The organism is Gemmata algarum (genome assembly GCF_034097035.1).
Lineage (GTDB): Bacteria > Planctomycetota > Planctomycetia > Gemmatales > Gemmataceae > Gemmata > Gemmata algarum.
On record NZ_JAXBLV010000225.1, the window covers coordinates 1 to 19,752 of the forward strand.

The 19,752-nt window shown below is 67.9% G+C and carries 16 protein-coding genes; 10 read left to right on the forward strand and 6 right to left on the reverse strand.

Annotated elements, in window-relative coordinates; genetic code table 11:
• Positions 1-400 precede the first annotated feature (400 nt).
• Both R5W23_RS27800 and dps read left to right on the forward strand, forming a co-directional pair.
• Positions 401-1,090, forward strand: coding sequence for a hypothetical protein (locus R5W23_RS27800; protein WP_261189740.1), 690 nt, complete (start codon positions 401-403; stop codon positions 1,088-1,090).
• Positions 1,091-1,202: 112 nt separating this feature from the next.
• A complete protein-coding gene (gene dps, locus R5W23_RS27805) occupies positions 1,203-1,721 on the forward strand; it encodes a DNA starvation/stationary phase protection protein Dps (RefSeq protein ID WP_320689183.1) in 519 nt (172 codons plus the stop codon).
• 63 nt (positions 1,722-1,784) lie between these two features.
• Here the strand turns inward: dps and R5W23_RS27810 are convergent, their stop codons facing one another.
• The 3 genes from R5W23_RS27810 to R5W23_RS27820 form a co-directional block, all read right to left on the reverse strand.
• On the reverse strand, positions 1,785-2,132 hold the full coding sequence (locus R5W23_RS27810; RefSeq protein WP_320689184.1) for a hypothetical protein: 348 nt from the start codon (positions 2,130-2,132) through the stop codon (positions 1,785-1,787).
• 81 nt (positions 2,133-2,213) lie between these two features.
• On the reverse strand, positions 2,214-2,795 hold the full coding sequence (locus R5W23_RS27815) for a Uma2 family endonuclease (RefSeq protein ID WP_320689186.1): 582 nt from the start codon (positions 2,793-2,795) through the stop codon (positions 2,214-2,216).
• 29 nt (positions 2,796-2,824) lie between these two features.
• A complete protein-coding gene (locus tag R5W23_RS27820; protein ID WP_320689187.1) occupies positions 2,825-3,079 on the reverse strand; it encodes a hypothetical protein in 255 nt (84 codons plus the stop codon).
• 302 nt (positions 3,080-3,381) lie between these two features.
• Here R5W23_RS27820 and R5W23_RS27825 point away from each other — a divergent pair, with 302 nt between their 5' ends.
• Both R5W23_RS27825 and R5W23_RS27830 read left to right on the forward strand, forming a co-directional pair.
• Complete coding sequence (locus R5W23_RS27825) at positions 3,382-8,163, forward strand: polymorphic toxin-type HINT domain-containing protein (protein ID WP_320689188.1); 4,782 nt, start codon at positions 3,382-3,384, stop codon at positions 8,161-8,163.
• Entirely contained in the window at positions 8,160-9,296 is a 1,137-nt protein-coding gene (locus tag R5W23_RS27830; protein WP_320689189.1) for a suppressor of fused domain protein, read from the forward strand. The genes R5W23_RS27825 and R5W23_RS27830 overlap by 4 nt, the downstream gene beginning before the upstream one ends.
• 103 nt (positions 9,297-9,399) lie before the next feature.
• On the opposite strand, the gene R5W23_RS27835 is transcribed toward R5W23_RS27830, so the two are convergent.
• Both R5W23_RS27835 and R5W23_RS27840 read right to left on the reverse strand, forming a co-directional pair.
• A complete protein-coding gene (locus R5W23_RS27835) occupies positions 9,400-9,690 on the reverse strand; it encodes a YciI family protein (RefSeq protein WP_010049825.1) in 291 nt (96 codons plus the stop codon).
• Positions 9,687-10,295 (reverse strand): DUF6580 family putative transport protein, encoded by a 609-nt coding sequence (locus R5W23_RS27840; RefSeq protein WP_320689190.1) that lies wholly within the window; start codon positions 10,293-10,295, stop codon positions 9,687-9,689. The genes R5W23_RS27835 and R5W23_RS27840 overlap by 4 nt, the downstream gene beginning before the upstream one ends.
• Positions 10,296-10,406: 111 nt before the next feature.
• Between R5W23_RS27840 and R5W23_RS27845 the strand changes: the two genes are divergently transcribed.
• Together R5W23_RS27845 and kbl are read left to right on the forward strand one after the other, a co-directional pair.
• Complete coding sequence (locus tag R5W23_RS27845; protein ID WP_320689191.1) at positions 10,407-11,624, forward strand: DUF697 domain-containing protein; 1,218 nt, start codon at positions 10,407-10,409, stop codon at positions 11,622-11,624.
• 314 nt (positions 11,625-11,938) lie between these two features.
• Positions 11,939-13,132: a glycine C-acetyltransferase gene (kbl, locus tag R5W23_RS27850; RefSeq protein WP_320689192.1), complete on the forward strand. Its 1,194-nt coding sequence runs from the start codon at positions 11,939-11,941 to the stop codon at positions 13,130-13,132.
• Positions 13,133-13,323: 191 nt separating this feature from the next.
• On the opposite strand, the gene R5W23_RS27855 is transcribed toward kbl, so the two are convergent.
• Complete coding sequence (locus R5W23_RS27855) at positions 13,324-14,799, reverse strand: hypothetical protein (RefSeq protein ID WP_320689193.1); 1,476 nt, start codon at positions 14,797-14,799, stop codon at positions 13,324-13,326.
• Positions 14,800-14,959: 160 nt separating this feature from the next.
• Between R5W23_RS27855 and R5W23_RS27860 the strand changes: the two genes are divergently transcribed.
• From R5W23_RS27860 to R5W23_RS27875, 4 genes are all read left to right on the forward strand, one after another.
• Complete coding sequence (locus R5W23_RS27860; protein ID WP_261189752.1) at positions 14,960-15,403, forward strand: TIGR03067 domain-containing protein; 444 nt, start codon at positions 14,960-14,962, stop codon at positions 15,401-15,403.
• 300 nt (positions 15,404-15,703) lie between these two features.
• Positions 15,704-16,555, forward strand: a complete 852-nt coding sequence (locus tag R5W23_RS27865) for a DedA family protein (RefSeq protein ID WP_320689194.1) — start codon at positions 15,704-15,706, stop codon at positions 16,553-16,555.
• Positions 16,556-17,007: 452 nt separating this feature from the next.
• Positions 17,008-18,453, forward strand: coding sequence for a circularly permuted type 2 ATP-grasp protein (locus R5W23_RS27870; protein ID WP_320689196.1), 1,446 nt, complete (start codon positions 17,008-17,010; stop codon positions 18,451-18,453).
• 166 nt (positions 18,454-18,619) lie between these two features.
• Positions 18,620-19,627: an alpha-E domain-containing protein gene (locus R5W23_RS27875; protein ID WP_320689197.1), complete on the forward strand. Its 1,008-nt coding sequence runs from the start codon at positions 18,620-18,622 to the stop codon at positions 19,625-19,627.
• Positions 19,628-19,752 lie beyond the last annotated feature (125 nt).

The window sequence follows — 19,752 nt, forward strand, 5'->3', positions numbered from 1 at the left end:
CTTTCTTTGCTGTTGCCTTAGCCACGGGAATCGCTCCTCAAGTTGTAATGTCAGAGGCGGTTGGCCGGTGCCGTGTTCGAACCGGTGTCGCACTCATCGACCGCTACGGGGCCGGGGGGCAGCGAATCAAGCTGAGTAGTGAGCTTCCGTTTGCCCGCCCCTCGCGCCAACCGGCGCCGCCATCCGTACTGGGGCAACTCTGCCACACGACGCGGACGGCGCAACCGGCGCAGGCGCGGAATTTCCCCCGGTCACTGAATCTGATCGCTACGTTCGGCCGATTTAGAACAGGTTCACCTTCTCAAAGCGGGTGGCGCGTGATTCGGGAGCCACTGGCGCGCCGGGCATCCGGTGCGGCGTAGGGCACGCGCGCCGTGTGCCCTTTGAACGAGAGGTCGTCATGGGCCGGACGTTGGTGGTGTGGGCGGTGTGTCTCGTCCCGGTGCTGACCGGCTGCGGGGCGCTGCGGCACGACGCCGCGCCGCGGTCCGTGTTCGCCCGGGACGCGCGGCGCGAGGCGCGAACGGCGTGGGCCTCTGTCCGCGACCGGAACCCGGATCGGGTGTTCTCGGACGAGTTCCGGGACGGGTTCATCGACGGCTACGCGGAGCGCCGCGCGCACGGCCCGACGCCCCCCGCGCCCGGGGCCGACGTGTCCGCTCGCGAGTACCAGCTCGGGTACCGGTACGCGACCGAAGCCGCGGCTCCGTCCGAGCCCACGGCGGCACGCCCGGCCGGGCCGCCGAGCCGCACGCCGGTCAGTGCTCCTGCCGAGCCGGCGCCGGTCGCGGTGTTGCCCAAGCCGGAACTCCCGGTCATCAAGCCGTTCGACCCGCCGCGGCCGGGCGCCTCGGGCACGGACGCGCTGCCGGCGCCGGTGCCGGTGCTGCCGAGCACCCTGCCGGTACCGGCCCCGGACCTGCCGCTGCCCGTGCCGCTCTCGGGTACTCCGCTGCCGAGCGTGCCGCCGCTGCCGTCGTCCGTGCCGTCGCCCCCGCCCATACCGCCGCTCCCCTCGCCCGGGACGCCGACCATTCTCGACGACATCCCGCCGCTGCCGTTCGTCCCGCCGGCCGCCCCGCGGCCGTGACATCGGCACGGCCGTTGCTGTACATCGGTTGAATCGTGCGTTAGGCTCTCACCTGCCGCTGGTAGTTCCCCGTGTCAGGTGGATCAACATACCCTCCGCAGGAGATCGACCGATGAGCACCAACACCGCCGCCAAGAAGGCCGATGCCGCCCCGCCGTACCCGACCCGCATCGACCTCGCCGCTGATGTCCGGGCGAAGCTGATCTCGGTGCTGAACCAGCACGTCGCGGACACGTTCGACCTGATGTCGCAGACCAAGTATGCGCACTGGAACGTGAAGGGCCGCGACTTCATCGGGCTGCACAAGCTGTTCGACGAACTGGCGGAGCTGCTGGAAGGGCACGTCGATCAGTTCGCCGAGCGCGTGACCGCGCTGGGCGGGATCGCGACCGGTACGGCGCGCCAAGCGGCGGCGTCGAGCCGGGTGGCCGAGTTCTCGGCCGGGGTGTACAAGTCGATGGACGTGGTCGCGGCGCTCGCCGACCGGTACGCGGCGCTGGGTAAGACGGTCCGCGAGGCCATCGACGAGACCGATGAACTCGGTGATAAGGACACGGCCGACTTGTTCACCGAAGTGTCACGCGACATCGACCAGTCGCTCTACTTCCTCGAAGCCCACTTGCAGGGCTGAGCGTGTTAAAGAACGAGGTCCGGCGGCCCCTAAAAGCTTCGGGGCGCCAGACCTCGTCTCGCTTTATACCGCCCGCCACAGCGCACCGGCAGTCAGCGCGAACAGCACTACCAGCCCAAAGCACCCCTTGTTAATGACCTGTGGCGGTGCGGCCATCGCCCGCAGCTCCGCCTCGGCCTCATCACACGCGCGTGCGAACCCGGCGCGGTCGTCGATCTGCTTGTAATCCGCCTCGTGAACGATCTTGTTCCGCACGGTCGCGACGAACCGGATCTTGCGCACCAGCGTTTGCGGCAACTTCGCCTGCACGCTCGTGACCTTGTCGTGCAGGCCCTTCCCCGTCGCGCCGATCGCTTCCATCAGCCCTTCCAGCGCCTTCGCGCGTGTCACCGCGAGATCAATATCACTCATTCCGTCTCTGCTTCTAATTAGGGCCGTCGGCGGGTGCGTCGCACCCGCGGGGACGTGGTGGGCAGTTCCGTCTCAATGTGGTCACGGCAGCAAATCAGCGACAAGTATCGTCGCGCCGGGCGCGGCGAGCGGGCTGGTGCGATCGGTTGGGCCGAACACGTGGTGCGTGTGGTACGCGGTGGCGCCGAGCCCCGCCGGAAGCGGTCGCGGGTCGCGGAACACGTGCAGTTCGCGACCGACCACGTCCAGCACCCAGTAGTCCGCGATCCCGGCCGTCGCGTACAGCTCGGCTTTCGTGGTGTTGTCTTCGGGGAGCGTCGTGTGCGAGATTTCGGCCACGAGCAGGGCCGTTCGCGGGTGGTAGGTGTAGTCTTCGGGCCGGCCCGCGATCACCGCAACATCGGGCTGCGGCTCCGAATCGCCGATCGCGAGCGGCCCCTGCTCGTTGATCCACCCGATCCCGGCTAACGCGGCTTCGAGTGCCCGGGTGAGCTTGATCTTGCCGAGCTGGTGCGGCCAGTTGATCGGGCTCATTTCGACGATTTCGCCGCGGATCAGTTCGACGCGCTTCCCGCCGAAGAAGCCGAGCGCGCCGAGCCGGTGGTACTGCTCGCGGTTGAACCGGAACGTGCGGGCCGCCGTTGGTGGCGGTTTGGTGCTCATCGGTGCGCCTCCTCCCCACAAGCGTAGCGTCACGACTTGCCGAGTACGAGGTCAACCACCCAGCACCCGCGGACGTGGACGCCGTGCGGGTCGCGGCAGTGGTCGAGGACGGCGCCGTCCTCGCAGCCCGCGTCCTGAAGTGCGTCGGCGAGGATCGGCATCGCAGAGAAGTCGCGCGACTCGTACATCCCGTGCGCGAGTGATGTCACCGCGCCGGTGCGCCACGCAGACGAGAACGTTCTGGTGCGGAAGGTGCCGTCAAAAATGTCACGAAGTAAAGACACTTGCTCCAACTGAATTGCTCGCCGCACGTGCCTCGAACGTTCAGAATTCTTCGGCGCGTTGGCCAGCCGATGATTCGTCGCTCCACCGATTGCCGCAAACTAACCCACGCTTCGTTTATTCAGAAAATCGATGGCTTCTTTCGCATTGACGGACGAATATTTTCGATGTTACCCTCTCCCTCGGCCAGTGATTCGTGGCTTTCGACTAACTGGCGGCCCGTCCGGTGCAGGACGCATCGGGAATGTGAGTCGGCGGTCCGCGTCGGACGCGAGCCGCCACAGCGCCCAACTCATTCTCTTCCATGCCCACGCCCATTCGTCGGCTTGCCAACCACATTCGCGCCAGCTTCACACGTCTCGACCGGCTGTTCGCCCTCCGTGCGGACTTCCCGAGCGTGAGCGCCGCCCGCGCCCGGCTGGAGATCACGCCCCTGGAGGAGCGTGTCGTGCCCGATGGCACACAGGTCACGCTCTCCCGGCTGGCCGACGGGGCCGAGCCGGGCACGCCCGTCGTGTTCCGGTTCACCCGCTCCGGTGACGAAGCCGCTATCGCCGGGGCGTCACTGGCGGTTTCCTTCCAACTTACCGGCAGCGCGACGCACGGAGTTGACTACAGCGTACCGGGCGCCCCGCCCCTGCCCGGTGGTCCGCCGGGGCTGGACGGTGGCGTGTACGAGATGCCCGGCGGGCCAGGGGGCGGCGTGGCTGGGCCGGTCAGCGTCACGTTTACGCCGGGACAGAGCGTCTACGACCTGAATCTGGTGGTGCTGGACGACACTGTTGCCGAGGGGTGGGAGGCCGTTACTGCACAACTCCTGCCAGTCTACGGGCCGGTGATGGCCGGTAGTGCTTATGTGGTCGGTACTCCCGATCCGGTAACAGCGTGGATCGCGGACGACGAACTGTGGATCGAGACCGACGAGGAGCCGCCGGTGCGGGGGCAGGAGGTGACCTTCTGGCTGGCGGAGGATGCGCCGGCGCCGGCGGCCGTCGAGTGGGATTCGGACTACGACGGCGTCACCTTTCAGCCGGCGGCAGGGGCCACCGGGACCACGTTCACCACGACCTACGCGACCGCGGGCAACCGCACGGTCGCCGCCCGAGTGACGGGCGCCGGCGGGGCGGTTCAGGTGCTGACGTTGCCGGTCGATGTGGAGCCGGCGCCGCCGGAATTGACGGTACCGAATGACATGACGGCCGTGGTCGGCGTGTCGAAGCCGCTGGTCGCGACGGTGGCGCCGGGCGAGGACATCGTGAGCGTCGAGTGGGCGTTCAGCTTCTACTCCGACGACTACGAGTGGGACTTCGAGGTCGACCCGGCGCTGACCACGCTGAACCCGAATTATACGTTCGCGCACGCGGGCGAGTGGGACGTGCGGGTGACCGTCACGAGCGCCGCCGGTCTGTCGACCCAGGACTGGTTCCACGTGACCGTGGCCGACGCCCCGCCGGCCGGCTTCGCGCTGGCGAGCGGCCCGATCGACGAGGGCGGCACCGCGACCGTGACCGTCTGGATCGTGGACCCGGACGCGGCCGACATCGTGACGGCCTACGTGAACTGGGGCGAGCCGGCGGAACAGGAGTTCGTGCAGATCAACGAGGGCGACTACCGGATCAACCCGGACGGGTCCATCAGCTTCACCCACCGGTATTTGGACGTGCCCGACTCGGGCAACACATTCACTGCGACGATTCGGCTGGAAGACGAATGGGGGCTGCAGAAAGAATTCGCCGCTGCGGTGACGGTGAACAACGTCGCCCCCAATTTCGTGTTTTCGGCCGGGTGGCAGGCGGCCGACCTGGGGAACGACTGGGTCGAACTGTGGTCGCTGACCGAGGGTCAGGCACTGGCCTTCACGAAAGTTGCGGACCCGATGACGGCCGCGGACAACCCCCACGAGGACGGCGAGTATCGGTTCCACTGGGTCATTGACGGTGCGGCCGAGGTCGTGACCCAGACGCCGTGGCTGGCGCTGCCGGATTACACCCGCGGCAAACTGCACACGGTGCGCGCCTGGGTGACGGACGGCGAGACGCCGGAGGGGCCGCATGTGCCTGTCAAGGTGTTCGTGGAAGGGCCGCAGGACAACGCCGAGGTGACGTGGGGCGGTGTGCGGTCGCACGCCATTTACGGCACGTTCACGCTCGACGGGACGGCGGTGCCGGCCGACTTCAACCCGTATGTGAACAGCAACATCCACAAGGTGAATTGGCCGGTCGGAACCGCGGCTACGGTGCGGTTCAGTCTCGACCCGGCCAGCGCACTGATGGCGGCAACGTTCGGGTACGAGGTCGTGTACCACGCCCAGGTGCGGGTGTACGACGTGGAGCAGTTCTCGATCGGGGGCGGCAACTTTGAGCTGCTGGACTCCACGCACCTGACGAACGGGAGCGGGGCGTTCACGGTGCCGGTACCGAACCACGACGACCGCATGGTGACGATCTTCGGGTGGGCGTATTTCGTCCACAACGGGCAGATCGTGCGCGGGGTGCAGTCGTACATCGGGACGGAGGAAGCCGGCGGGCTGGGGGTGACCCTGGAGACGCCCAAGACGCCGACCACATGGTCGCAGGTGGTGGATACGTACCTGCTGTTGCGAAGCCTGGGGTCGCAACTGGCGGACAAGGGCGAAGCGCTGGTGAGCGCGTTCGCGGCGAACTCGGGCCGCGTGGTGAACGTGCTGCTCGAAGGGTTCGCGAAGGGCGTCGGCCAGTTCGTGAGCGACCTCGTACCGTCGCAGAACCCGGACGGGTCGGTCAGCCCCGGCGCGCTGGCGGACGCGCTGTTCAAATGGCTTATGGGTGACGGGCAAAGTGCCCTCGTGACGACATTCGGCGCGGCGAACTGGGCCGACGCAAACACGATCAAAGAGTTCCTGCTGCAGTACAGCGGGCTGACGATCGAGCACGTGATGGACGTGGTGCGCGAGCAACTGGGCGCGGGGAACTTGGCGGCCCTGGAGAAGGTGACGGCGTGGTTCGAGGGCGCCGACGGCACCCCGGTCACGAGCGTGCGTGCGTTTATCGATAAGGTGAAGGCGGAAATCGACGCGCTGACGCCGGAGGAGCGGGGCGCGCTGAGCCTGGACCCGGCGGTCCTGATGAGCCAGATGAAGGAGGCGTTCGAGAAGAAGGTGACGGAGTCGCTCGGGAAGCTGGGGGCGCAAGTGGCGGCGAAGTTCGTGCCGGGTGCGGGGGCGCTGCTGTCGGTGTACAACGGGGTCAGTTGGGTGATCGCCAACAAGGACCGGCTGACCGGGCTGTTCACCCAGTTCCTATCGGTCATCGATACGCTCGGCGAGACCGGGCTGAGCGAGGCCGACGCGATCGCGGCTGTTAAGAGTAAGGTGCGGGCCGGTCTTCAGGACGCGCTGCCGGTGCTGCTGGGCGGGATGGCGGGCCAGTTCGGGCTCGGAAATCTGCCCAACGAGTTGCGGCGGGCGGTGCAGTACGTGCCGCAGAAGGTGAACGCGATCCTCCGGACGGTGGTGGCCAAGGTGGCCGCGAAGGTGGCCGGGGGAGGCGCGGCTGCGGGCGCAACGCCGGGCGGGACGAGCGGCACGCTGTTCGACGGGCGGATTGCGCCGGCCAAACAGTTCGTCTACCGCGGCACCACCACATACGTGCTGTGGGTGGCGACGGACAAGGCCGGGGTCAGCGTCAAACTGGCCAAGAAGGTTGGGGCCGGCTACGAGTTCGTGGACGTGGTGACTGTTCAGGGGCTGATCGGGAGGCGGGCGGACGCCCAGCTCAACGCCCTGCTTGCGGCGGCCCGGGAGCTGGCGCAGAAAACGAAGGTCAGTCCCCAATCCGCGAACAAACCGACCCCGGCGGCGCTACTGGAGTTGGCGCGCAAGGTCGAGGCGGCTGAGGCGAAGGTGGTGGAGGCGCTTCAGGCCAACGCCTTCGGTAAACTCGCGTCGAACTGCTTCGCCGCCGGCACCAAGATCATGACCCGGGCCGGGTGGCGGAACGTCGAGGACGTACGGCCGGGCGAGGAGGTGCTGTCGCGGCCGGAACGGGACCCGGGTGCTGAGGCCGAGTGGAAGGTGGTCGAGGAGCGGTTCGAGCGGTTCGGGCCGGTGCTGCACCTGCACTTCTCGGGCGGCGAGCTGATCCGCACGACGCCGGAGCACCCGTTCTGGGTGCAGGAGCGGGGATGGACGGCCGCCGGGGCCCTGAAGGAGGGCGACCGCATTGCCACGCTGAGCGGGGAGTGGGTGCCGGTGGGTGAGGTGTACGACACCGGAACATGGGAGCCGGTGTACAACCTTCGGGTGGCCGACTACCACACATACTTCGTGGGCGAGGAGCACTGGGGCTGGGCCGCGTGGGCGCACAATACCTACGACGCCTCGATCAACTTCCTCAGCGGGCTGAAGGTGGTCGAGGAGGTGAAGAGTTACCCTGCCGCCGCCAACCGCCTCACGACGGGTGAGGAAAGTGACATCATTCGGGCTATTCGGACGCGCGGCAAGTACGGTGCGATGGGACAGCAGTCCGCCCTCAGCAGCCTTCTCGCTTACGAACTGTGGTTCGAGGGGGAAACCGCCCCCGGCTACATGGCCGACGTGCCGGGTGTGCTCAAGCAGTATCTCGATCTCCCAGCCATCTCGGTAACTCACTTGAAAGAAGAGAAGCGGATTACAGGTGGGCCGATGGGTGGATGGATGGCATACATCGACCGGATCGGCGGAGATGCCTTCGGCCGGACGAAGGCGGCCTACAAAGCGCTTTACCCTAACCAGACCGGCATCCACGGCCACCACATCGTCTACAAGGATGGGAGCGATACGCCTGATCCGATCCAGTTAGAAGCTTCCCAAGTCGCCGCACGGGAGGCAAGGGATATCCTCCTCTACTACGGCATCAACCCGTTTTGGGACAAGGAGAACCTCGTTTTCGCCCCGAAGCCACACCACCCCGTTGAGGCTATTGAGTACATCCGCAATCAGCTCAAGATATCTTTCGATCGCAAAATTCCAAAGAGCACCCCCGTCACAGGCATCATCGACATTCTCAAGCAGATGGGGCAACGGTTCATAGACCAAGACCTCCCCGGCATGAAGAACTACATCCCATGAATATGCTCGATTTGGAGATTCGTTACTTCGAGTTGCAGCGGGCGGGCGACCTCGTTAGTATCGCCCATTTGCTCGCGACACACCCTGAGATGGTTACAGTGCAGGAGGTCGCGGCCCGAATGATACATGGCTCGATCAGCAACCCGGCTCTCGTTGCCCTCTTAGTTGCGCGCGGGGTGAACGTGAACACCCCAGAGGACCCACGGCTGCCAGATCGACCGCTTGGAACGGCGGTGATGGGCGGTTACACCGAGACGGTACGGTGGCTGATCGAACACGGGTCGGACATCAACTACGGGTGGGACGGGGACAAAGACTACTGCAAGCCTCTCGCCTCAGCCATACGACAAGGCTACACCGAGGTCGTGCGGTTGCTGGTCGAGGCCGGGGCATACCTGAATGTGCTCGACCGCACTAACCGCACGCCGCTGACGTGGGCTCTCGACTACGGGCGTGACGAGATCGCGGCATACCTGCGGTCGAAGGGTGGTGTGGAGTCGCACGAGGTGCCAGGGTACGTGCCGCCGCCGCCGCCGGACCCCGTGCCGGACCACGTGGCGTGGGCGGTCGGCCCGGTGCGGCCGCGGGGCTGGGTACCGGCGGTGCCCGACGGCGACCCGCCGGTGGCGGTCCGGGTGGCCGTTCGCGAGGACGGGGTAGTGTGCCTGTTCACCGAGGGCATGTCGGCCCGCCCCCAGCCGCCGGGGCCGGGCGGCGAGGAGTACCAGTACGCCGAACTGGCGGTGCACCTGTCGGGTTGGCCGGACGACCCGGCGCGGTGGCTGGAGCCGGAGTATCGGTGGCCCCTCGACTGGTTACGGCGGCTGGCCCGGCACCCGTTCGACGCTGGGACGGGGTTCGGCGGCCCGGTGGCCGTGGTGGCCAACGGGGACCCGCCGCAGCCGCTCGGCCCGGGCACCGCGCTGACGTGCTGGCTGCTGCTGGCGGACAAGGACCCGCTGGGCCGGCTCGACGCCGCGGACGGGCGTGAGGTGGTGTTCTACGAGCTGGTGCCGCTGCACACGGCCGAGCGGGACTTCGAGCGGGAGCACGGCACCGAGGCGCTGCTGGAGCGGTTCGCTCAGGCGGACGTGCCAGAGTTCGTCGTCCCTGACCGGCCCAGCGTGGTGTAACGTTGCATCACGCCGTCACGAACGGCAGGAGATTGGTGACGGGTACCAACTGCGCCCTACATGTTCGATGCCGCCATCGAACATGTGGGGCCCCACCGTCGGTTCACGCTTGCGGTGCCAGTTTCGGGTTGAAGAGCACCATTTTCCACGGGCGGACGGTCCACTTCAGGAACACGCCGGCCGCGAAGAACGGGTCCGCTTTCATGAGGGCTTCGACCGCCTCGGGCGAGTCGGCTTCGTAGACGATGAGGGCGCCGTACCCGTCCTCGGTCGGGCCGCTCGCGAAGAGCTGGTTCTTCTCGATCAGGCTCGCGAGGTACGCCCGGTGCGCCGGGCGGTGCGTGCCCACCAGCTCTTGATCCTGGCTGTACTCGATGACGGCCGCGTATTTCACCAGTTCCCCTCCGCCTCGTGTGCCGCCGGGGCCGCGCTGACGCGCTCCGCCGGGAAATAAGCCCGGGCCAGCACCGCGTGTGCCCCGAAGAACAGCGCGCCAAACCCGACATCGCCCAGCAGCGTGCCGCGGTAGAACGGGACCCCGGCCGCATATGAAGATAACAGCCCGCCGAGCGAACGCTCATAGGGGAGGGCCAGTTCGAGCCAGCTCACGAAGTTGCTGACGAAGAAGAAGGCCACGCTGGCGCCGAGCGAGACCCCGACGGCCCGCCCCACGGACGGCGAGCGCCGGAGCAGAGCCCAGCCGCTCAGCGCGTACCCGGCGAAGTACAGCCACGACAGCGGGTACGGCTCCCACCACGGGGTGGTGAGGTACAGCCCCAGGTCCTTCAGCGCGATCGCCACCGCGGTGAGCGCGAGGCCCTGCCAGAGCCCGAGCCGGGCGGCCGCGAAAATCGCGAGCGCGCCGATCACGCTGGCGTTCCACACGCGGTACTCGGCGGGCGCCTGTGCGAACGCGAGCGGGAGCAGCGCGGTCAGCGCGAGGCCCGCGCCGGCGAGCGCGAGGGTCATCGGCTTGAAGGTGGTCGGTGGCGTGTTCATGCGTCCGCGGCTCCGGTTGAATTAGAGGCTCAATGTAGGTCCGTTCCGGCCCGCCCGCAAGTCGGGTACAATGGTGCCGCGCCGGACACCGCTTCACGCGAGGATCGAACGATGCAGGCCGAAGACGACGACTTCCGCATCGGCGTGCCCGGCGCCGCGCTCGCCCCCGGGCGCGTGCCCACGCCGGCGCGCCCGCCGGTACCCGAGGGCGCGGACGGACTCGAGCTGCGCCCGGGTGAAACGGAACTCGGGCGCCCGCCCCAGGTGCCCGCGGACCTCACCGAGCTGAGCCGCGCCGACCTCGCCCAGCTCAAGCTCCTCGACGACGAGCAGGCCGCCCGCGATGTCGCTGAGGCGGAACTGCTCCTCACCTCCGACCCCACCGGGCTCGGCTGGCTCGGGTGGTTCGGCTCGCCGATCGCGCTCGCGGCGCTGCTCGGCGTAACCGGGGTGCTGGGGGTGTTCCTGTTCAACCAGACCGCCCAACTGCTCCACGCCCTGGCGGCGCAGCCGGAGTGGGCGCAGTACGTCGGGTACGCCGGACTGGGGCTGTTCGGGTGCTGCGTACTGTACGCCTTCGTCCGGTTCCTCGTGCTGTACGTGCGGCTGCGCGAGAACCGGCAGTTGCGAGTGAAGGGGATCAAGGAGCTGTCGAACCGCACCCGGCTGCGGTGGCTCGCGGCGGCCCGGACCAACGAGGCGCGGGCGCAGATCGAGACGTACCTGAAGACGTACCCCATCGACACCGAAAGGGACCGCCGGGCCCTGGAAAAGCTCGGACTCACGCCCGACGCGGTCGCGCGGCTGAAGGCGGTTCGCGCGGAACTGCTCGATCACGACAAGTTCGCCTCGTCGGACCAGTGGTTCGCGCGGTTCCGCGACCAGTTCCAGAGCGTGATCGACGCCGCCGCGGAGGCCCGCGCCCGGTACTGGGCGAGCCGCATCTGGGTGCTGACGGCCGTGGCCCCGAACGCGATGATCGACTCCGGCGCGACGCTGTTCTACACGTTCTCCATGCTCTCGGAGCTGTGCCAGTTGTACAACCTGCGGGCCGGCCGCACCGGGACGGCGGTGCTGATGGGGCGAACATTCTTCAACGCCTACCTCGCGGGCCAGGCGACCGAGTGGGAGAAGCTGGCGGAGGACCAGTACGACCAGTTGTTCAACGAGGCGATGAGCACGGTCGGCGTGAGCGTGAGCGCGGGCGTGGTCGGGAAGGTGGTGGGCAAGGTGGGCGCGAAGGTGACCACCGGCTACCTGAACCGCGTGCTACTGATCCGCCTGGGGCGCTACGCGTGCCGGCTGCTCCGCCCGGTGACGAAGGACTGATGCCGAATCCGGTTGAGAAGTGACTGTTTCGCGGGATCGTATTCGGTGTGGGATTCGCGGTGGCGACCCACCTCCGGCCCCTCCCTGAAGGGAGGGGAAGGAAGACACGTCCGAAACGCCTTGCGCGTCGAGCGCCACCGCGAATCCCGCACCGAACAACTTGCGTATCAACCAAGCTTGGTCCGATTCGGCGCCCGCCGCGTGCCGCTTTTGAACCGACCGGAGTGCTTCGACGCCCGTTCGCGGCAGCGGCCCGGTTCTGGTGCCCGGAGGCCGGCCCACTAAAATACCGGCTCCAAACACGGAGCTTTTTCATGCCGGCCGATAACATCAACGCCTTCCTGCGCACTCAGCTTGAGGACCTCAAATCGAAGGGGCTGTACAAGGCCGAGCGCCGCATCACCTCGCCGCAAATGTCGGGCATCACGGTGAACGGGCAGGACGTCATCAACTTCTGCGCCAACAACTACCTCGGGCTGGCGAACCACCCGGAGATCGTGGCGGCGGCGCAAGAGGGGATCAAGGAATGGGGGTACGGCCTGTCCAGCGTGCGGTTCATCTGCGGCACGCAGGACGTTCACAAGCAGGGCGAGCAGCGGATCGCGAAGTTCTTCGGCAAGGGCGACAGCATCCTCTACATCTCGTGCTTCGACGCCAACGGCGGGCTGTTCGAGCCGCTCCTCACTGACCAGGACGCGATCCTGTCCGACGAGCTCAACCACGCCTCGATCATCGACGGGGTGCGGCTCTGCAAGGCCCAGCGGTTCCGCTACAAGCACAACGACATGGCCGACCTGAAGGCCAAGCTCGAAGAGGCCAAAGGGTGCCGGTTCAAGCTGATCTTCACCGACAGCGTGTTCAGCATGGACGGTGACCTCGCGAAGCTCCCCGACATTTGCGACCTCGCGGACCAGTACGGCGCCGCCGTGGGCATCGACGACTGCCACGCGACCGGGCACCTGGGCGCCACCGGCCGCGGCGGGGCCGAAGAGCTGGGGGTGTTGGACCGCATTGACGTAATTACCGGCACGCTCGGCAAAACGCTCGGCGGCGCGAGCGGCGGGTTCACCGCGTCGAGCGCCGAGATCGTGGACTGGCTCCGCAACCGGTCGCGCCCGTACCTGTTCTCTAACAGCGTGCCGCCGGCGCTGGTGACCGCGGGGGTGAAGGCCCTCGAACTGGCCGAATCGGCGACCGACCTGCGCGCCAAACTGAAGGCCAACACCGCGAAGCTCCGGGGCGGGCTGGAGGCGGCCGGCTTCACCATCAAGCCCGGCCCCACGCCGATCCTGCCGGTGATGCTGGGGGACGCGGCCGTGGCCACGAAGATGGCCGACGAGCTGCTGAAGCGCGGCATTTACGTGATCGGGTTCAGCTACCCGGTGGTGCCGCACGGCCAGGCCCGCATCCGGATGCAGGTGAGCGCCGCGCACACCCCGGAGCAAGTCGACCGCGCGATCGCGGCCTTCACCGAGGTCGGCAAGCAGATCGGGGTGCTGAAGTCGTAGCCGAGAACGGAGGCCAGACGACTTGTTCACCGCAGAGGGCGCGCGAGGGCGCGGAGAAAATGCAAGAATAGTGAGACGAAACCGGAGAAGAGCATTCGCGCGGCGCGCGTGGACGTAATTCTCACGCACATTTCCTCTCGGTTTTCTCTGCGCCTTCTCGCGCCCTCTGCGGTGAACAGGTCGTCTGGCCTCTACCCGGTGCGGCCGAGGGCGCGGAGCCGCTCGCCGATCTGGGTGAGGATCTGGTGGGCCACCTGGTTCGGGTTGTACCCGGCGGCCAGGTACACGATCGGCTTGCCGTACTTGTCGCAGTACTCTTTCACGTCGCCGTAGCTGTGGCTGGACCACCGGATCGCGAGCAGCACCGCGGCCACGGCCGGGCGCGCCACCGCGGGCTCGAAGTACGTCACCGACTCGTGCGGCCGGGTCGAGAGCCAGTTGAGCCGACTCAGCCCGAGCGCGGCCTCGAGCGCCCGGCGGGCCGCGGGCCGCTCCACACCGCCGATCAGCACCAGCTCCCGGCCGCGGAGCAGGTCGGCGGCGGCGCGCACCTCCGCCCCCGGCGGTTCCGCCGCCCCCAACGGTTCCGCCGGCGCGGGGCGGGTGGCGAGGTACTCGGTCGCCGCGGCGAACGCCCGCCCGGCGTGCGGCCCGGGCTCCAGGTCCTCCGGCAGCGCGTCGAGCACCGGCAGGAGCAGCTCGCGCACCTCGACGCTGCTCGGCGGCACCCCGGCCGCCACCACCTCTTCGAGCAGCTCCAGCACCCGGGGCCAGTCGCCGGTCGCCGCCGCGGGCGCCGCGGCCATCTTCCGGAGCTTGTACTTCAGGTTGGTGAGGCTCTTCTCGCGGCTGCGGGCCTTGCTGCGGGCGTCGGTGAGCGCGTCGCGGAGCGCCGCCAGCCGCGCGAGCAGCTCCGGCCACCGGTCCGCGGGGACGCGGTCCTCCTTCCGCAAGTACCGGTTGATGTAGATCCGGTGCTCGCGGGCGCGCTCGCGGACGTGGACGAACAGGTGGACCTGGTCGTTGTCGGCGCGGCGGCGGACGTCGAGGACGCCGGCCCACACCACCGCCTGGGCCTCGGCGGCGGCGTACAGGACCTGCTCGCGGTGCCGGGACGCGAGCGGCTCGGGCAGCCCCTCCAGCGCCGCGAGCAGGTCCGCGGCCTCGGCGCCGACCGCGAACGCCCCGGCCAGGTCGTCCCACGCCTTGGGCGCGTCCGCGTAGCTCCCCGGGTGGAGCATCCACAGGTCGCAGTCGGGCACCGCGCCGGCCCGGCGCACGAGGTCGTCGTGCGGCGCCGCGTCCCCGCGCTTGCGGGCCGCGACCACCCGGGCGGCCTCGGCCTTCAGCCGGCACCGCCGGGCGATCACCGCGGGCTCGACGGGGGCGACCCCGTGCCCCTCTTCGTCCTGGTAGAGCGGGCGGGCCGGTTCGGGCGGGCGGGCGAGCGTGAAGTCGGGGGGGATCACGACCGGCGGAGCGGGCGGGGCCGGTTCGGCGGCGGTCGCCTCCGGCCGGGGCGCGGCCGGCGGGGCGAGCTGCGCGGCCCACGCGGAGACCGCCCGCCCCAGCCCGTGCACCGCGGCCCGCAGTTGCGGGTCCGTCTGCGCGTACGGGCCGAGCCGCTCGAACAGCGTGACCAGCGCTTCGGCCAACTCGTCTGTCATGGCGCCGGCCCGCCCGGGCGAAAGGAACCGTTCCGTTGTAACGGCACCCGGCGGGGGCGGTCAAGGCGCGGCCCGCGGCCCGTTTCCCATTTCCGCGCCGTGCGCCCGGGCGTAGACTGTCGGCTACGGTTTCTGCACCCTCACGACGGGAACGACGCTCATGAAACACCTTGTGCTCGCCTTCGCGGTGCTGGTCCTGGCGCTGACGAGCGCCGCGGCGGACGAGAAGGGGCTGAAGGAGCTCGAAGGTACGTACAAGGTCACGGCCGCCGAGAAGGGCGGCCGGGCCGCCCAGAAGGAGCTGACCGACACGGCCACCGTGACCATCAAGGGCGACGAGTTCGTGATGGCGTTCGGGCCGGACGACAAGAAGGTCGGCAAGATCAAGGTGGGCACGGACGACAAGCTCGCGACCATCGACCTCGTCCCCAGCGACGGCCCGGAGAAGGGCAAGTCGTTCCCCGGCATCTACAAGCTGGAGAAGGGGGAGCTCACGCTGGTGTTCACCGAGAAGAGCGAGCGGCCCAAGCTGTTCCCCACGGACGACGCGTTCAAGGCGGAAGAGGACGTGATCGTGCTGAAGCTCAAGAAGGCCGAGAAGTGACCGCCGTGCGCCTGCTGACCGCCGTCGCGTTCTTGTCACACGCCCAGCATAGCGCGGGGCAAGAACGCGACGGCGGACCCCGATACACGCGCCCGTCACACTGCCGCTTTCTTGACGAGCCGCAGGTGGGTTCATGTACCAGGGCGAAGGCCAGGACGACGTGGTTCTCAAGCTGCTCCGCACGAAGGTGAAGTGAAGTCCGAAGCGGGGCGTGTGCGGGAGACGCACGGTGTGTCCCGCACACGCCCCGTCGTTTGTCCCCGGCCGCTGCCGTTCGCACCTCACAGGACATCGCGCGACATGGAAGAGTTCTTCTCGCAGGTCTGGGAGATCACCAAAACGCTGGTGGACCCGCGGAACCTGAGCCACCCGGAGAAGTTCCGGGCGGCGCTGGAGCCGGCCGGCGTGTACTGGGCGGCGCTGGTCGCGGTCGCGCTGATTGTGTTCACCGAAACGGGCCTGCTCATCGGCTTTCTGCTCCCCGGCGACTCGCTGCTGGTGGTCGTCGGCATCGTCGCCCAGATCGGCGGGTGGGACCTGTGGCCGCTGCTGATCGTGCTGAGCGTGGCGGCCGTCGTCGGCGATACGGTCGGCTACTGGATCGGGTGGAAGGCCGGGCCGGCGATCTTCAACCGCCCGTCGAGCCGGTTCTTCAAGCAGGAGTACCTTCAGCGCGCACGCGCGTTCTACGAGAAGCACGGCGGGAAGACGATCGTGATCGCCCGGTTCATCCCGATCGTCCGCACGTTCGTGCCGGTGGTGGCGGGCGCCACACGGATGGAGTTCCGCACGTTCCTGTCGTACAACGTGTTCGGCGGAATCGGCTGGATCTTCAGCATGATCCTGTTCGGCTACTACCTGATCCCGTTGGCCGATCCGCCGGTTCAGCAGCTCCTCGGCAAGCCCGATTTCACCTGGGCGAAGCAGATCGACAAGGTCGTGGTCGTGGTCATCGCGTTGTCGGTGCTGCCGATGATGTGGAAGGGCTTCAAGGCCTGGCGCGCCGGGCGGAACACGACCGATGTGGCCGCCGCGGCCGTTACTGCCGTTCCGCCGCCCCAGCAACCGGCGCCGCTTCCTGAAAGCACAGGGGCAACTGGCGCCGCCGCGGCACTGGCCGCCCCCGAAGGCTCGGCCCCTCCGCTGAAGTGAAGGCGGACGAAGTTTCGCAGGTCACACGCATTTCAAAAGGTATTAAGGCGAGTGCAACCGTTGCTCGGCAAGTGGTTGCACTCGCACCCGATGCTGACCTCCCGTCGGAACTCGTCGCTCATCGACAAGTTGCGGTTGCTCGTACTCCGGGCACGTTTGCCCGGGATATGAAGCCAGAACGAAGCATGCAATTCGCAAGCCCGGTCATCGGGTGCGGGAGATCTGGACTCCGGGTCTGCCCGTTGCCGAAAATTCTGTTGCTAGCTATTCCGGCATCACAGTTGCAATTCGCATCGTACATCTTCGAATGCAGCCCGTTCTGAGTGCGAAACTGGCTCACGTTGCCCGCTCTCGGTGCAATGCGAGCCTTGTTCTGTGGCACGAGGACTTGCCCAATGTCCACTGTCGGTACACAACCGCGGCTCGCTCCGAGTACGAACGGTGTTTATTCGATGCCGCGACTCTTCGACGGGTACTCCGCACACCCGGCCGCGTGGGACGAACTGTTTAACCGCACCGGAGCGCCACACGCCCACTGCGCCACGCTCGTGGACCGCCTCGGGAAGCTTAAACACACCGAGTTCCAGCTCAAACGGAGCGGCGCCGACCTCGCGTTCGTGAACCAGGGGATCACGTTCAGCGTGTACTCGGACCGCCGCGGGGTCGAGAAGATCTTCCCGTTCGACCTGATCCCGCGCACGATCCCGGCCGCCGAATGGGCGGCTCTGGAAAAGGGGCTGGTGCAGCGCGTGCAGGCACTCAACCTGTTCCTGTACGACGTGTACCACGAGCAGAAGATCCTGCGCGAGGGCGTGGTGCCGGCGGAACTGGTCCTCGGGTCCAAGGGGTTCCGCAAGGAGATGGTCGGGTTCCGCCCGCCGGGCGGGGTGTACGTTCACATTTGCGGTACCGACCTGATCCGCGACGTGAACGGCCGGTTCCTGGTCCTGGAGGACAACGGCCGGACGCCGAGCGGCGTGAGCTACGTGCTCGAGAACCGCGCGGTGATGAAGAAGGTGTTCCCGCAACTGTTCGCGGACATCCGCGTGCGCCGCGTCGAAGACTACCCGCACCGCCTGCGTGAGGCGCTGGCGTCGGTGGCGCCGGCGGGCGCCGGCGCGCCGCCGTGCGTGGTGGTGCTGTCGCCGGGGCAGTACAACTCGGCGTACTTCGAGCACAGCTTCCTGGCCCGGCACATGGGCGTCGAACTGGTGTTCGGCGCGGACCTGTTCGTTCACGACGACATCGTGTACCTGAAGACCACCCGCGGCCCGCAGCGCGTCGACGTGATCTACCGCCGGCTGGACGACGACTTCCTCGACCCCGAAACCTTCCGGCCCGACAGCCTGCTGGGCGTCCCCGGGCTGTTCCGCGCGTACCGCGCGGGCAACGTGACGCTCGCCAACGCCGTGGGCACCGGCGTCGCGGACGATAAGGCCGTGTACCCTTACGTGGAAGACATGATCCGGTTCTACCTGTCGGAGGAGCCGGTCCTGAAGAACGTGCCGACGTACATCTGCGCCCGCCCGGACGACTGCGCGTATGCCCTCGCGCACCTGGGCGAACTGGTGGTGAAGGCGGTCAACGAGTCCGGCGGGTACGGGATGCTGATGGGGCCGTCGAGCACGGCGGCGCAGCGCGCGGAGTTCGCCGAGAAGATCCGCGAGAACCCGCGGAACTACGTGGCCCAGCCGGTTGTAACGCTCAGCACCTGCCCCACCTGGACCGAAGAGGGCGTGGCCCCGCGGCACCTCGACCTGCGCCCGTACATAATTACGGGGCGCTCGACGTGGGTGCTGCCCGGCGGCCTCACCCGCACCGCGCTCACCAAGGGCTCGCTGGTGGTCAACAGCAGCCAGGGCGGCGGCAGCAAGGACTCGTGGGTGCTGGAGAAGTGAGGACGGGGTACAAACCCGGGGCAAAAGAGAAAAGTCGAACGGCAAAAGAGACGCAACCTTTTGCTCTGATACTTCTGCCTTTTAACGTGTCTTTCCGCCCCGGAGGGGCCGGCGGACGTAGCACAGGGCGGGAGCCCTGTGCCCCCAGAGAGGCCGTGGAGCGAGCATGATCTCTCGTGTTGCGGAGCACTGCTTCTGGCTGGCCCGGTACCTGGAGCGCTCGGAGAACACCGCGCGCGTGCTGGAGGTCAACCACACCCTGCTGCTCGACTTCCACGTGCCGGTGGAGCAGCAGTGGCGGCCGGCGCTCATCATCTCCGGCATCCACGATTACGCCGAAGAGCCCACCGCGGAGCACGTCCAGGTGTTCATGACCTGGGACCGCGAGAACCCGTTCAGCATCGCGTCGTCGCTGGCGTGGGCGCGGGAGAACGCCCGCATCATCCGCGAGGTGATCTCCGCGGAGATGTGGGAGCGGATGAACCACTACCACCTCTGGATGCAGGCGCCCGAGAGCCGCGAGCTGTACGACGGCAACCGGAGCGAGTTCTACGCCGAGGTGCGGCGCATCAACCAGCTCCTGCACGGCGTCGCCGACGCCACCATGAGCCACGGCGAGGCGTGGGAGTTCTTCAAGCTCGGCACGTACCTGGAGCGGGCCAGCCAGACGGCCCGCATCATGGACGTGAAGTACCACACGCTCCTGCCGAAGGTGGAGGACGTGGGCAGCCCGGTGGACAACGCCCACTGGGTCGCGATCCTGATGAGCTGCTCCGGGTACGAGCCGTTCCACAAGAAGGCCCGCGCCACCCCGATGGACCCGGCCACCGCGGTCGCCGAGTTCCTGATCTTCGACGAGCAGTTCCCGCGGTCGATCAAGCGGTGCCTGTGGGAGTGCGAGTCCGCGATCGCGGCCGCCGCGGGCAACCCGGTCGGGCGCGACCGCACCAAGCCCGAGCGGCTGATCGGCGAGCTGATCGCGTACCTCGACGCGCGGGCGATCCCGGACGTGATCCGCGAGGGGCTGCACGAGACGCTGACGCACGTGGTCGATTCGGTCCACCGGATCGGCGAGGCGGTCCACGCGACGTTCTTCGCGGCGGACGTGCGCCCGCCCGGCTCCGGCGTGCGGCCCGGGCCGGCCACGGCGACGCAGAGCCAGAGTCAGTCGTGAGGGCGCGAAGTCTCAAGTCGTCAGGTCCCAAGTCGTCAAGTCGGGGCATGCGGTGGGACGGGCGCCGCCGACTTGATGACTTGGGACCTGACGACTTGAGACTTCGCACGCCCCAGAAGGGAAGA